14 protein-coding genes are annotated in these 13,216 nt (G+C 37.6%); 6 read left to right on the top strand and 8 right to left on the bottom strand.

Translation table 11 applies throughout. The features are described 5' to 3' along the window. The first annotated feature begins 10 nt into the window (after window positions 1-10). The 4 genes from E4O04_RS09495 (at window position 11) to ruvA (ending at window position 6,048) form a co-directional block, all read left to right on the top strand. Entirely contained in the window at window positions 11-1,648 is a 1,638-nt protein-coding gene (locus tag E4O04_RS09495) for an ABC transporter transmembrane domain-containing protein (RefSeq protein ID WP_253707591.1), read from the top strand. A 192-nt stretch (window positions 1,649-1,840) separates the two neighbouring features. Next, window positions 1,841-4,876 carry an insulinase family protein gene (locus E4O04_RS09490; RefSeq protein ID WP_253707589.1) on the top strand — a complete coding sequence of 1,012 codons (3,036 nt, stop codon included), beginning with the start codon at window positions 1,841-1,843 and terminating at the stop codon, window positions 4,874-4,876. A gap of 37 nt (window positions 4,877-4,913) precedes the next feature. After that, entirely contained in the window at window positions 4,914-5,450 is a 537-nt protein-coding gene (ruvC, locus tag E4O04_RS09485) for a crossover junction endodeoxyribonuclease RuvC (protein ID WP_253707587.1), read from the top strand. Further along, the gene (gene ruvA / locus E4O04_RS09480) at window positions 5,443-6,048 is read left to right on the top strand and encodes a Holliday junction branch migration protein RuvA (protein WP_253707585.1); all 606 of its coding nucleotides are present in this window, start codon (window positions 5,443-5,445) and stop codon (window positions 6,046-6,048) included. Before ruvC ends, ruvA begins: the two co-directional genes overlap by 8 nt. 32 nt (window positions 6,049-6,080) lie before the next feature. Here the strand turns inward: ruvA and E4O04_RS09475 are convergent, their stop codons facing one another. The 6 genes from E4O04_RS09475 to E4O04_RS09450 form a co-directional block, all read right to left on the bottom strand. Beyond that, complete coding sequence (locus tag E4O04_RS09475) at window positions 6,081-6,791, bottom strand: Rpn family recombination-promoting nuclease/putative transposase (protein ID WP_253688118.1); 711 nt, start codon at window positions 6,789-6,791, stop codon at window positions 6,081-6,083. A gap of 58 nt (window positions 6,792-6,849) precedes the next feature. Further along, window positions 6,850-7,818, bottom strand: a complete 969-nt coding sequence (locus E4O04_RS09470; RefSeq protein ID WP_253707583.1) for a DUF4097 family beta strand repeat-containing protein — start codon at window positions 7,816-7,818, stop codon at window positions 6,850-6,852. Between the two features lie 41 nt (window positions 7,819-7,859). Beyond that, window positions 7,860-8,048 carry a hypothetical protein gene (locus E4O04_RS09465; RefSeq protein ID WP_002669623.1) on the bottom strand — a complete coding sequence of 63 codons (189 nt, stop codon included), beginning with the start codon at window positions 8,046-8,048 and terminating at the stop codon, window positions 7,860-7,862. 97 nt (window positions 8,049-8,145) lie between these two features. Next, window positions 8,146-8,676 carry a DUF1700 domain-containing protein gene (locus E4O04_RS09460; RefSeq protein ID WP_253687577.1) on the bottom strand — a complete coding sequence of 177 codons (531 nt, stop codon included), beginning with the start codon at window positions 8,674-8,676 and terminating at the stop codon, window positions 8,146-8,148. Window position 8,677: 1 nt separating this feature from the next. After that, on the bottom strand, window positions 8,678-9,874 hold the full coding sequence (locus E4O04_RS09455; protein WP_253707581.1) for a DUF4097 family beta strand repeat-containing protein: 1,197 nt from the start codon (window positions 9,872-9,874) through the stop codon (window positions 8,678-8,680). 11 nt (window positions 9,875-9,885) lie between these two features. Further along, entirely contained in the window at window positions 9,886-10,200 is a 315-nt protein-coding gene (locus tag E4O04_RS09450; RefSeq protein ID WP_253687579.1) for a PadR family transcriptional regulator, read from the bottom strand. A 172-nt stretch (window positions 10,201-10,372) separates the two neighbouring features. On the opposite strand from E4O04_RS09450, the gene E4O04_RS09445 reads away from it, so the two are divergent. Next, complete coding sequence (locus tag E4O04_RS09445) at window positions 10,373-10,924, top strand: DUF2147 domain-containing protein (protein WP_253707580.1); 552 nt, start codon at window positions 10,373-10,375, stop codon at window positions 10,922-10,924. A gap of 15 nt (window positions 10,925-10,939) precedes the next feature. Here the strand turns inward: E4O04_RS09445 and E4O04_RS09440 are convergent, their stop codons facing one another. Both E4O04_RS09440 and nrdD read right to left on the bottom strand, forming a co-directional pair. Continuing rightward, complete coding sequence (locus tag E4O04_RS09440; RefSeq protein ID WP_253687581.1) at window positions 10,940-11,683, bottom strand: anaerobic ribonucleoside-triphosphate reductase activating protein; 744 nt, start codon at window positions 11,681-11,683, stop codon at window positions 10,940-10,942. Continuing rightward, entirely contained in the window at window positions 11,683-11,976 is a 294-nt protein-coding gene (gene nrdD / locus E4O04_RS09435) for an anaerobic ribonucleoside-triphosphate reductase (protein WP_253687582.1), read from the bottom strand. The genes E4O04_RS09440 and nrdD overlap by 1 nt, the downstream gene beginning before the upstream one ends. A gap of 480 nt (window positions 11,977-12,456) precedes the next feature. Between nrdD and E4O04_RS09430 the strand changes: the two genes are divergently transcribed. Continuing rightward, complete coding sequence (locus E4O04_RS09430; RefSeq protein ID WP_253707578.1) at window positions 12,457-13,209, top strand: ABC transporter ATP-binding protein; 753 nt, start codon at window positions 12,457-12,459, stop codon at window positions 13,207-13,209. Window positions 13,210-13,216: the final 7 nt, after the last annotated feature.

Here is a 13,216-nt window from a genome sequence, read left to right as displayed (position 1 = left end):
GAGTGTTCATATGTTAAATAAAAAAAATTTAAACCGTTGGGCTGCCTCATTTATAAAGCCGTTTTTTTCGGCCTTGTTTTTTCTCCTTTGTTTTTCTCTTATCGGTAATTATGCATCCACCTTTGAACCTCTTTTTACAGGGAAGATAATCGATGCTTTAACCTTGAAGGACAGGGATGCTTTTTTCGCTTTTTTAAAAATCATTATTATTTTTCAAATTGCAGGTCTTGCCTTTTCACTTTTAAGTTCTTGGTTCCGGTTTTTGCTTCAGCGTAAAATGACCGTTTATACCGAAAGCCGTCTTTATTTAAACCTCTTACATTTACCGCCTAAGGGAAGTTCCGAGCAGGATTCGGGTAAACTTTTAAATCTTTTTTTATCCGATTTAGGCATAATGACGGGTATCTATACTTCTCAAATTCCTTCTATAATTACATCCATTATTATGATGGGTATAATAGGTTTTAGGCTCTTTAAAATAGATATTTTTATTTTTTGTCTTACGCTCATAGTTTCGGTTATTCCTGTTTTTTTGGCAAAATATTTTGGAACAAAGCAGGCTGCCGTAAATGAAGCGCAGCGCACACGGCAGGATGAGTATACTGCCTATATTAGCGAAACAATACGGGGTTTACAAGAAATAAAAAATCATTCTTCGCAAAAGTTTTTTATTTATAAGTTTAAAAATATTTTAAAATATATTTTTATTCACGTAAAAGAATCTACGATTATCGGAATGCAGTCTTCCTCTGCTTCTTTTTTTACTAATTTTACCATAAATATTTCTTTGTTTGCCATCATCGGTTTAACCGTTCTCGAAGGAAAAAACACCGTCGGCACTATTACCGCAGCCCTTATGTATTCTCAAAAATTTAGAAGCCTTGTTTCTTCATGTGCCGAAACTTATAAGGGCATTATAGTTTCCTTTGTTTCGGTAGAGCGTTTAAAAAGTATTTTTGATGAAAGACAAAATTTTTTTTCGCTCATAAAAGAAGAAAAAGATACTTCAAACATAAAAAAAATTAAAATAGAAAATATACATTTTGCGTATAAAAAACATACATTCCTTTTTAAAAATCTAAATACCGAGTTTAAATTCCCCGGTCTTTATCTTATTAAGGGAGAGAACGGTTCAGGTAAAACAAGCCTTTTTAATATTATTTCGGGAAATATTAGTCTTAAAAATGAATCGGTATTAGAAGGTAAGATTATTTTTTGTAATCTTGCTTCAAGGCTTTCGTATATAAGTCAAAATCCTTTTATTTTTTCAGGGACCATAAAAGAAAATCTATTATTCGGTAAAAAAGCCGATACGCTTACAATAAACGATGTGTTGGCAAAAACAAAATTAAATAAGGTTATCGATTCTTTGGATAAGGGGCTTGATACACAATTGGGCGGAAAAGAACATATACTTTCGCAAGGGCAAATTCAGCGTCTTGCCCTAAGCCGCTGTCTCTTACAAACCGGCGAGGTTATCTTATTCGATGAGGTTGAAAATGCCCTCGATTCGGAAACAAGCCTCGCATTACACTCTCTTTTATCCGAGCTGAAAACGCAAAAACTTATTTTAATGATAACGCACTGCTCATCCTATGACAGCATAGCCGACGGGGTGTTTAAAATAGCAAAAAGAGGTGTATTATGAAAAAAGAAAAAATATTGACGGCTGAACGCATTGCAGAAATAACGTCATATGAAAACGGTTATCCTGTTGCAGTACAAGGATAAAATTCCGGTATACTTTACAATTTTCCCTCTTTTCCTTAAAATAAGGTAAACCTTATACAAAATAAAACTTTTTGGAAGGTTTACCTTAATATAATTTTAGGAAGATCTTATGAGCAATCTTATTCACGGCTTTGAAATTATAAGCAAAAATCCCTTACCCGAATTTAATGCTGTAGGCGTTTATGCAAGGCATAAAAAGACGGGCTTAGAACTTTATCATGTTTTAAACGATGACGATGAAAATCTTTTTTCATATAATTTTATGACGAGCTCTCCCAATTCGACGGGAGTTGCCCACATTATCGAGCACACGGTTTTATGCGGTTCTAAAAACTATCCGCTTAAAGACCCCTTTATGGTTTTGGCAAAGCAGAGCGTCAATACCTTTTTAAATGCCATGACCTATCCCGATAAGACTGTATATCCTGCAAGCTCCGTGGTTGAAGCCGATTATTTTAACCTTATGTCGGTTTATGGGGATGCCGTCTTTTTTCCCAATCTTGACGAATGGGCCTTTAAACAGGAAGGCCACCGCTTCGAGCTTGACGAAAACGGAAAGATGAGCGTACAGGGAGTTGTCTTAAACGAGATGAGGGCTAATTATTCCGACTTTGACGGAGTGATGTATGATTGGGCTGCTTCTTCCATTTGTCAGGGCAGCATCTATGCTAAAGATTCGGGCGGCTCTCCCTTGGAGATTCCCGATTTAACCTATGAAGAATATAAGGCCTTTCACAAAAAATACTATCATCCCGTAAACTGCCGAATTTTTTTGATGGGAAATATTCCGACCGAAAAGCAGATGAAATTTTTAGAAGATAAATTCCTTTGTAAATTTGAAGCTGCCGAAAAACCTCCTTTTGTACCTCCGATCGAGCCTTATGCTGAACCCCGCTTCTTTTCGGTGCCGGCCCCAGCTGGTGGTCCGGCTTCCGCCGAGGAGATGACTAAGGATTCCGTAATGCTTAACTGGCTCCTCCCCGAAACTTCGGATACCGAAAAACTTATGCAGGCCTATCTTATAGGAGAGGTTTTAATAGGGCACAGCGGGGCATACTTAAATAAGGTTCTCCTTGAGTCCGGAATAGGGGAAGACCTTTACCCGTATAACGGAATCGGAAAGAGTCTTAGGAACATAACCCTCACAATCGGAATGAAGGGGATTGAAAAGGGAAAGCATGAAGATTTTAAAAAGCTTGTCTTTGAAGCCCTTGAAGATCTTGTCAAAAAAGGTATCGATCCTAAAGAAATTGAAACGGCTGTCCACTCAATAGATTTTAGCAATAGGGAAATCAGAAGAAACTACGGCCCCTTCGGTATCAACCTTATGGAGCGGGCTATGGCCGGCTGGGCCTACGGTGTAAGTCCCGAAAAAACTCTCCAATACACGCCTGTATTCGAGAAGGTAAAAAAAGATCTTGCCTCCGATAAGCGGTATATCGAAAAGCTGATTGAAAAGTATTTGATAAAGAATAAGCATCATGCCCTTGTAAGAGTTTACCCTGATGCAGATTTTTGTAAACGCTTGGACGAAAGTCTCGAAAAAAGAGCCGAAAATTTTAATGCAGGTTTAACGGATGAGGATCGAAGGGCAATGCTCAAAGAGCAGGAGAAGATGAATGAGTTTAAGCAAAAAAGCGACTCTCCCGAAATGCTCGCCCTTATTCCCCACTTGTCAAAAAAAGATCTGCCCCCTCTTCCGCCTCCAAGCCCTGAAGAACTTACCCTTATAGGAAAGGTTCCCCTTGTTATGCACGAGCAGCCTACAAACGGAATAGGTTATTTTCAATTAGCCTTTCCCGTAGACACTTTAAACGAAGAAGATTATAAATACCTGCCCCTTCTTTCAAGCTGCATCACGGGGATGGGAACTGACAGCCTTTCATGGAGCGAGGTTTCTTCTACGCTTGCAAATTTAATGGGAGGCTTTTCGGCAAGTGCAGCCGTTTTTACCGCGAACAAAAATCTTTCTCTTCTTAAAAATACGGATAAGTTAAGGCTCTCCGATGTAGCGGGAAGGGATTGGCTTTTTCTTTCGGGGAAGATTCTCGGCGAATTGATTCCAGAAGCTGTCTCCTTTGTTTTGCACTTTTTAAACGAAATTTCTTTTGACGATACAAAACGATTAAACGATTTAGTAACCCAGCGCAAAAACGATTTTGAAAGCCTCCTTGCCCTTGACGGAAACAGCCTCGCCCTTCTTAGGGCTAATGCTCCTCTATCCGAAAAAAATGCACGGAGGGAGATGCTTTCAGGATTAACCCAGCTTAACTTTTTAAGAAATCTATATGCAAAAGTAAAGGGAGATAATTCCGAAAATGCTGTATCCAAAAAGGGGAATTCCGAACTGAATAAACTGTCAAAAAAACTGTCTTCAATATATAAATCGATTATGAGCTCGGGTTTGATTATCGAGCTTACGGGCACAAAAGAAAATCTTGCCTCTTTAAAAACCGCCCTTGAAAAAAACTTAAAAGATTTTAAGGCTCCGGATGAGGCGGATAAGATTGTCTTTGAAAATCCTTTTAAATTTAAGCGGACCGAAAAAACGAGGCTTGAGCTTATTCCGGCTTCCCTCCAAGTAGGCTTTGCTGTTTCGGTTTTTAAATCGGCTCAGTTCGGCTCAAAGGAGCAAGCTTCAGAGTCTATCTTGTGTAAGTGGCTTTCAAGCGGCCCGATGTGGGAAAAGATAAGAAGCATAGGAGGGGCCTACGGAGCTTTTACCGTTCCTATGTCCTTGGAAGAGCTTTTAGCCTTTGTCTCCTATAGGGATCCTAACCCGATAAACTCCCTTTTGGAATTCTTAAACTCTATCGACCAAACATTGAGCGAAGACTTTTCGGAAGAGACAATCGAAAAGCTCATTACGGGAAGATACAGCAGGGAGATAGTTCCGCTTACGCCTGCGGCAAAAGGAGCTGCAGCCTTTAGAGATCTTCTTTCAGGGATTTCTTATTCCGAAAAAAAAGAAATGGTTGAAAAGATGCTTGAGACTACGGCTGATGACTTGAGGTCTTGTGCAAAAAAACTATCGGCTCAAAGGGATTCGCTTTCTTCGGTAGTTTTGGCTTCGGATACGGCTCTTTCTCAAAAAGAGGCTGTCAAAGAATTTTATCCTTCTCCCATTCTTTCAGAGAAGGTTTAAGAAGTATGGAATGGCTTTAAGGAATTTTATAGAATAGATGGGTATTTTAAAAGCAGCTTCAAATAAAAAAATTCTCAAACCCTGCGTGATAGGGATTGATCCTGGATTGGCAAATACGGGTTATGGAATTATAAGCTTTTCGAATAACCGCTTTGAGTGTATAGAATACGGTGCTATATGTACAGACTCTCATCTGCCTCAAGGCGAAAGGCTTTTAAAAATTTTCGATAAGGTCTCCGAGCTCATTGCAAAATACAGACCTAAGGAGGCAGGGATTGAAACCCTCTATTTTGCAAAAAATGCGACGAGCGCTATGTCCGTTTCGGAGGCCCGCGGTGTGGTTCTTTTGGCGCTGGCTAAGGGGGGGGTGAGGGTAGGAGAGTATGCACCCAACTCGATAAAGAAGGCTGTAACGGGAATTGCTCAAGCCGAAAAAAAACAGGTACAGGAAGCGGTAAAATTGATTTTAGGTTTAAAGGAAATTCCTAAGCCAGACCATGCAGCCGATGCCTTGGCCGCAGCCATTACAAAAATAAATTTGGGAGATGTAGGGGAGGTGCAAGCCTATGTTTAACAGTATTTCGGGACTTTTAAGCGGTAAGACTACCGATTCGGTCTATGTTGAAAATTCGGGCATTGAGTGGGAAATCTTTGTTTCGGCCCTGGCCCTCGATGCTTTCGGACCTGTGGGAAGGGAAGTGAAGGTTTATACATGGCTTTATCACAGGGAAGATCAGATGAGGCTTTTCGGTTTTCCCAACCAGGCCGAGCGCTCTCTATTTTTGGATCTTACAAAGGTTGAGGGGGTAGGACCGCGTCAAGCCTTAAAAATAATGTCGGGCTTAAATGCTTCTTCTCTTGAAAAAGCCTTGGAAGAAGGAGACCTTGACACCCTTCAAAAGGCCCCCGGCGTAGGTAAAAAGACGGCTCAAAAAATGATTCTTGCCTTAAAAGGAAAACTCACCAATTTAAACGAGACTTCCTCAAAGGGGCTGCTTTTAGTTTCTTCCGAATACGAAGACATTGTAAGGGCCTTAACCGATATGGGCTTTGAAAGAAAATCCGTCATTGCCCAAGTCGAAAAAATCGCCGAAGAAATGAAGACCGCAGGTTCCGATCCCCTTAAAAACGAAGAAGAGCTTTTTAGGCGTTCAATCGTTGCTTTAAGCTGAAAGAGAAAATAGTTTTGGCGGATCCATTATGATTATAGTTTTTCAATTTCTGCTTCGGAAAGCCCCGTAACCTGCATAATTTTTTGTATCGAATCCCCTAACTGTTTTAAAATTTTAGCTGTTTCTCTCTTTGCATTGTCTTTAATATCCATTTCAAAAGTAGATAATAATCTGTATTCTTGTCTTGCCTGTTCGTTTTGTTTTACTGTTTGTATCATTTTTTCTATCTCCCTTGTAAATTCACTATTTACCTTACCTGTTTTAAGATATTCTAAAAATTCCTTTAATTCTTTGTCCTCAGTTTTTTCAAAAGCCTCTGCATTTATTATAACCTTTTGTGTGCCGTCATGTAAAGGTGTATTTTTGTCTTCTATACAAAGATTTTCAAAGGTATAAACAGGCCTGTTTTTGCCTATAACATCAAATAAACAGATAAAAATTATAAAGCTGTCGTTTAAAGCATTATAGGAATTACCCTTATCCAAAAAAGAAATATCAAGAGCCGCTTGGTAAAATCTCATTCTTTTAGGGATATTCCTTTCGTTGCTTATCTGCATTTCCACATCATAAAATTTACCGTTTTCTGTCTGCACCAAAACATCAAACCTTATGGATTTTGCCTGTTCATAGGTGTTAATACTATGCTGTACAGAGGTATATGCAATTTTGCCTATCGTATCAAATAATATCATTTCAATAAGTTTTTTACATAGCTTCGGATTTTGCATAGTTTTACAAAACATAAAATCGTCCGTAAATGTTAAATCTTCAAATCTTTTCACTTTTTTCTCCAATTTTTGTTTAATCCTTAAACCTGATTCTTACCGAACCTATTCCGCCTTTGACGGTGATTGTATTTTCGGCGCCTGTTTCCTTTTGTCTGTCGGCTAAAAAGGTTTTTGATTTTTTACCGTTTATTCTTACCTCTCCTAAACCTGCGCTTACATCAAAATCATAATCCTTTTCGGCTCCATCTATTTTAATATCTACTGAACCTATTCCTCCCTTGATTGAGGTCTTACCCAGGGCCGTACCTGAAAAGCTAAATGAGCCGACACCGGATTTTATATCCATATTGTTTACTTTTGAATCCTTAAGGTTTACTGCTCCGACTCCGGCTCTGATATTGACATCTTTTAAAACCTTTACATCATAAATATTTACTTTCCCGACTCCTGCTGCAAGGTTAAATTTTTCTACATTTATATCACGGATATAGAATCCTCCGACTCCGCTTTTTATTTCAAAATTATTAAATACAATATTCCGAGGCAGACTGATATATATTTTAGGAGAATTGTTTTTAAAATTAAGACCAAGATTATTAAAAAACTTTGAAGGAATGTTGTCTTCAAAACTGATTGTGTCCCTTTTTTTTTCTACATCAAAATACTTGGGATTAATGCGCTCAATGTTATAATAGAGTTCATCATCTTTATTGTTTATTTCTATTATGACTTCTGCAATTTCCGATTTAAGAAAAAAATTCTTAATTCCATCCAAACTGATTGTTCCAGCCTTTTTGTACTCATCTCCAAAATACTCGTCCATATCATCCCCCCAAGATTTTATATCGTTTTTCATATCTTCTAGGTCGTTTTCCATACTCTCGGCCGTCGACATAATTTTATTATACGTTCTGTCAACAAAATTCCGTCCATGAATTCTACGCTTAGATCTATAAAAAAATCTTCCGCCTAAACTATAACCTATGCCGACAAGCATAAGTCCCAAAAGAATAATTAAAATTGTCTTTCCTATTTTTTTCATATAAATCCCCTTAACGATGTTTTGTTTAAACTGTTTATCGATTATCTTAATAATTTAATAATAGCAAGTATTATTAAAGCCGGAATACCCAGAACGATTGCACCTGCAAATAAAACCGGTATCAGCCAAAATACCAGTTTAAATGCAAGAACTAAAATTCCTCCTACAATCCCGAAGACTGCAGCAATAATTCCGAAAACAAAAACAATAATTAAAAAAGCAATTAACATTTTTCCCTCCATAAAGTATGTTTTGTGCGAAGCACAAAACTCGAAGATAAATAGTGAGGCAGAATTTCTGCCGAGCTATTTATCGCCCCTCCATAAATTAAATTTTTTTTACCAGCTGCGATATTTTTCTTATAATCGCAGTAACAAAAAGGTATAAAAGTCTGGTAAAACCTATGGCTATTAAAATAGCTCCTATTAAAAGAATGCCTGTACCGAAGTCTACAAAAAGCATACCGAAAGCGAATACTGCCAATATACCGCCGCCGAAAACAAGGGCAATAGAGGCAACGCAAAGCCCTACGCATAATAGGACTATTACTATTGTTAGCCCGACGGCCAGAGGTATGGCGATGGGAGCTGCAAAGATTCCGAGGATTGTAAACCAAAGGGCTCTAAAGCCGCCTCGTGCAGATTTTTTTGCTCCTTCGGCTTCTTTTACGGCATAGTCCGAAAGAATTTTTGAAGCAATGTGGGCCGGGCTTCTAAGCTCGTTGATTACGCTTTGCTCATTTTCGATTCCGGCCTCATCAAAATATTCTTCATAGAATTTGACGGCTTCTTTCCTGTCCTTGTAGGGCAGGTGTCTGAGCCTGTCTTCAAGTTCTTCTATAAATTCCCGTCTTGTCATTTTACTCTCCTTCCTTGGTTGTTAGTTTAATTGCTCCGAAACTTGTGTTGATTTTTATATTTGTGTTTGCGGATTTACTTCCAAGATTTATTCTGTCGCCTCTTCTTTCTACATTTTCTCCGTTTAGTTTTATGCTGCCTTGGTTGGAAGAAATACTTATATCGTAATTTTCTATTTCTTTCGGTAAATTAAGATCTACCGGCCCTATGCCGGAATTTATTTTGGCATAGCCGTGTAAATTTCCTTGGAAAATTATGCTTCCTGCTCCCGTGTTCAAAATTGTTTCTGCATTAAAATTACACTTTTGGAATTTATTTGTTCCGGCTCCGGTATTGAAGTTTCCTTTATCTGCTTTTAACTCGTTCGCCGTTATATTTCCGGCTCCCGAATTTGCTTTTATGGTTGAGCTTTCGGTTTTTGTAAAATCGATTGTTCCGGCTCCTGTCGAAGCAGAGATATTGTCAGACTTTATGTTTTCGAATTTAATGGAACCTGCCGAAGAAGAAAGCTTCATGCTTTCAATATCCAAATCGCTCATCTTTATAGCTCCGGCAGAAGTATTAAAATCTATTTTTTTGTGGAGTCCACTCTTGACCGAAAAATTCCCGCAAGTTGTATAACCTTCAATAATTTCGATATTTACATCTTCTATTTTTAAAGAACCCATCTGGGAATTAAATTCGAGTTTTACAAGCTTTGTACCTTTGGGAATGTTTATAGCGATTTCTCTTTTGGCTGCATTCAAAGAGGTGTTGATATTAAAGTTTTCCAAAAAGGAGGCAAAACCTTTTTTGCTGAAAAAGAAAACCGGTTTTTCCTTTATTATAAGTTTTCCGTTTTCAATTTTAGCCGAAAAATCCTCATCAGCAATATTTTGAGTAGTGTACTCAAGCTTTTCACCTTGTGAAGTATTTATTAAAACTTTTGCAGCCGTTATGTTTAAGACAATTTCCGAAATGTTTTCATCCCGAGAAAATTGTTTTGAAATTTCGGTATTTTCACCCTTGTATGAAGCCTTATGAAAATCTATTATTTCTTCAGCCAGTTTTTTTGGAGAGCCGAGATCTTCAATTGCGGCTTCTTCGTTTTCGGCATCTTCAAAATATTCTTCATAAAATTCTATTGTATTTTTTCTGTCCTCAGGTTTTAAAACCGAAAGATAAGAGTTAAGTTCCGTTAAAAATTGATCCTTTGTCATCCTTTTACCTCCTAAAGGGCTGTGCCCTTAAAAATTTTGTCTATTAAATCCTTGTAGGATTTCCATTCTTCAATGTAAAGCTCATGCTGCCTTAAGCCCGCAGGCGTTATTTTGTAGTATTTGCGGTTTCTTCCGTCAATCGGCCGGTCATAGGTTTCCAGATACCCGCTTGTTTGAAGCCTTTTTAAGACCGGGTATAAGGTAGATTCCGATATGGGAAGAAGGCTTTTAACGTCCTGTGTCAACTTGTAGCCGTAAGAATCCGAATCTTTTAAAAGAGCCAAAACGCAGGCTTCAAGCAAGCCGGTGTTTATCGAAAAAATCATTCAATTAACCTCCTTAGTATATTTGATATTATATAATATCTTTTATCATATTATTTGTATTTATATATTATATAAAATATAATATTATGTCAAGTATACCTATAAATTTTTATAAAAAAATTTGACAAGTTTATGATTTTATGTTATCATTCTTAGCTTGGGAGATTATAAAATGAAAAAAATTATTTTTACGGCAATTTTTTTTATGTTTGTTGCAACTTTTTGTTTTTCTCAAGACCCTGTTATCGGTTTATGGAAAAGCGTGGATGAAAAAACGAATAAGGTTACGGGAGTCTGGAAAATCTATGAAAAAGACGGGAAACTTTTTGGTGAGATGCTTGTTACCATAGGGCATCATCCGCAAGAAGCCGCAAGTTCTTGTAAAGAGTCCTATAAGGATTTCCCAAAAAAGGGTAAGGTAAATAAGATGGCTCTTGTAGGAACTCCCTTTATTTACAATCTTGTAAAAAAAGAAGAAGGCTCTTGGCATAAGGGTTATATCATCGATCCGGGTGACGGCAAGTATTATTATTGTAAAATAAGGTTTCACAAGGCTGACGGAAAAAAATATAAGACCGACACCCTTGAAATGCGCGGAGAAATCGGTTTAGGCATAGGCCGCAGCCAGTATTGGCTTAGAACCGATAAAGAAGAAACTGATGATCTTATTAAAAATAATGTCATAGATGATGAAAATAAGGATAAGGAGATGGCTGCCGAGTAAAATTTAGGCCGCATCCTAACGCAGTTCCGTATCGTTAATTATGCTTTTTGCAAGGGCTGTAAGGCCTTTAGCGGTAGAAAGCGGATAAGGTTCTATCGAGTTCCATTCAGGGTTTAAGCAGACGCCCGGTACAAATTGGGTCAGCCTCCATCTTGCATTTTTAGGCAGGAGGGAGGCTATTTTTTTTATTTCGTCTTCAGATACCAGGGCCGGGGCCAAGACTGTTCTGTATTCTGTTTCAATTTTTTCGCTGTGTGATTTTAAAATATCAATAGTTGCTAAGAGTAAGTCCTTTGCTTTTCCGGCAGTTTCTCTCGTTTTTGAGGCTAAAAGCTCTCCGTATCTTTCGGGCGAGGTTTTTACATCTAGGGCTATCATGTCGGGTTTAAGATTTTGGGAGCTCAAAATCTCTTCCAGCCGTTCCGGAAAAAGACCGTTTGTATCTATTTTAACTTCAAGATTTAAGGCTTTAGCTTTTTCAATTAGCTCAACCAAGGCCGGGGACATAAGAGGTTCTCCTCCTGATATTACAAGGCCTGAGATAAGTTTTTTTCTTTTTTCCAAAAAGCCGTAAATTTCCGAGAGTTCATAATAATAGTTTTGACTTTCAGGAGTTCCGCTAAAGGAAGAAGGAGAGGCTAGGGCTAACTCGGCATTATGGCAGTAAGGGCAGCGCATATTACAGCCGGGCAAAAAAACCGCCGCAGCGACGCGGCGGGGAAAATTAACTAAGCTGGTTTTTTGTAAACCTGCAAGCATTAGGCTATTTGTTCTTTTTTTTCTGAAAAATTGTTAGAAACTGAAAAGTCTAAGGAACCGCTGATGGGCGGGCAATCGCAGTTACAATCGGACAGAGTTTTTTCAATCCTTTCGTTTTCGGACGAGAACATAATTCTGTGATTATATTCTTCTCGTTTTCCCTTGTTCCAGTTTCGGACTGATCGGTAATAGCCTACGATTCTGGCATAAACTTCAGTTCCTGTACCGTGAACGTTTTCAAGTTCCTTTTTTACATTTTCAATTTCTGCATTGATTTCTTCAATGTTCCGCATTTTTGTTTCCTCCCGGTTTTCGGAATAAACCCTTATTTAGCGTTCTATCCCTTATATCGGCTATTCTAACACTATATGTAGTGTTTGTCAAGCAAAAACTTAAAAAAATTAGAGAATTTTTACAATTTTTTGTCTTGATGTGAGTAAAGATGTAAAATTCCGTCGAATAAATATTTATACTGTATTGACAAAAATTAAAATTTATGTATACTATCTAGCTAGATAACTCATTATATCCTTTGCGGATAAGTCAATTACCGAAAATAAACCGCAAAGGGCTCAAAGAACGCAAAGGTTAATTTAATAGGTAAATGATATGACGATTGTTTACTTAAAAAATGACTTTTGTCACTGGTAAAGTGACCGTAAAATATGTAAACTTACAAAAATGTAAGGCAAAAAATTAAAATGTAAGCTCCCGTAAATGCTCGTTTTAATTTTTATAAATATAATTATGTAGAACTTGTAATGGAGGTTTGTATGAATATTGTACAAGTTAAAAACTTAAAAAAGACTTATCCGTTGGGGAAGGTTTTAGTTGAAGCCGTAAAAGGCGTAGATTTTGCTATTGAGCAAGGAGAATTCGTTTCTATATCAGGGCCTTCCGGTTCGGGGAAATCTACTATTCTCAATATGATAGGTTTGATAGATACACCCTCAGGCGGAGAGCTTATCATAAATAATGAAAGTATTTATAAGGAATCGGATTTTGCTTCTCTTTTAAAAAAACAAAATAAAAAAGTTAAGGTTCCTAACAAATTGGATAAAAAGATGACGGTGCTCCGGCACGAGTATTTGGGTTTTATCTTTCAATCATTTAACCTTGTACCTGTTTTAAACGTATACGAAAATATAGAGTTCCCGCTTTTGTTTGGAAGAGCAAAAGAAAGTAAAGCAAAGCAAACAGAATGGATTAACTATTTAATAGACAAAGTTGGTTTAAGCGAATGGAAGCACCATAAATCGAACGAGCTTTCAGGAGGTCAAAGACAGAGGGTTGCAATCGCAAGAGCCTTGGCTACAAAACCTCAAATCGTTTTGGCAGATGAGCCTACTGCAAACCTTGATTCAAAAACGGGTATTCAAATTTTGGAACTTATGAAAGAGGTAAACAGAGAACTTAAAACAACTTTTATCTTTTCGACACATGATTCAAAGATTGTAGATATGACGGACCACCGTATTAAGATTTTGGACGGCCAAATTCTCGAAGATGTAAAGGCTTCGGCTTAAACTTAGG

The organism is Treponema sp. OMZ 799 (assembly GCF_024181365.1).
Taxonomy (GTDB): domain Bacteria; phylum Spirochaetota; class Spirochaetia; order Treponematales; family Treponemataceae; genus Treponema_B.
This window is presented reverse-complemented; position numbering and strand designations above follow the sequence as displayed.

Bases quoted from the DNA above. Each gene is read 5' to 3' on its own strand.
- E4O04_RS09495 (WP_253707591.1), top strand. From the start codon at position 11: ATGTTAAATAAAAAAAATTTAAACCGTTGGGCTGCCTCATTTATAAAG.
- E4O04_RS09490 (WP_253707589.1), top strand. From the start codon at position 1,841: ATGAGCAATCTTATTCACGGCTTTGAAATTATAAGCAAAAATCCCTTA.
- ruvC (WP_253707587.1), top strand. From the start codon at position 4,914: ATGGGTATTTTAAAAGCAGCTTCAAATAAAAAAATTCTCAAACCCTGC.
- ruvA (WP_253707585.1), top strand. From the start codon at position 5,443: ATGTTTAACAGTATTTCGGGACTTTTAAGCGGTAAGACTACCGATTCG.
- E4O04_RS09475 (WP_253688118.1), bottom strand. From the start codon at position 6,791: ATGTTTTGTAAAACTATGCAAAATCCGAAGCTATGTAAAAAACTTATT.
- E4O04_RS09470 (WP_253707583.1), bottom strand. From the start codon at position 7,818: ATGAAAAAAATAGGAAAGACAATTTTAATTATTCTTTTGGGACTTATG.
- E4O04_RS09465 (WP_002669623.1), bottom strand. From the start codon at position 8,048: ATGTTAATTGCTTTTTTAATTATTGTTTTTGTTTTCGGAATTATTGCT.
- E4O04_RS09460 (WP_253687577.1), bottom strand. From the start codon at position 8,676: ATGACAAGACGGGAATTTATAGAAGAACTTGAAGACAGGCTCAGACAC.
- E4O04_RS09455 (WP_253707581.1), bottom strand. From the start codon at position 9,874: ATGACAAAGGATCAATTTTTAACGGAACTTAACTCTTATCTTTCGGTT.
- E4O04_RS09450 (WP_253687579.1), bottom strand. From the start codon at position 10,200: ATGATTTTTTCGATAAACACCGGCTTGCTTGAAGCCTGCGTTTTGGCT.
- E4O04_RS09445 (WP_253707580.1), top strand. From the start codon at position 10,373: ATGAAAAAAATTATTTTTACGGCAATTTTTTTTATGTTTGTTGCAACT.
- E4O04_RS09440 (WP_253687581.1), bottom strand. From the start codon at position 11,683: ATGCTTGCAGGTTTACAAAAAACCAGCTTAGTTAATTTTCCCCGCCGC.
- nrdD (WP_253687582.1), bottom strand. From the start codon at position 11,976: ATGCGGAACATTGAAGAAATCAATGCAGAAATTGAAAATGTAAAAAAG.
- E4O04_RS09430 (WP_253707578.1), top strand. From the start codon at position 12,457: ATGAATATTGTACAAGTTAAAAACTTAAAAAAGACTTATCCGTTGGGG.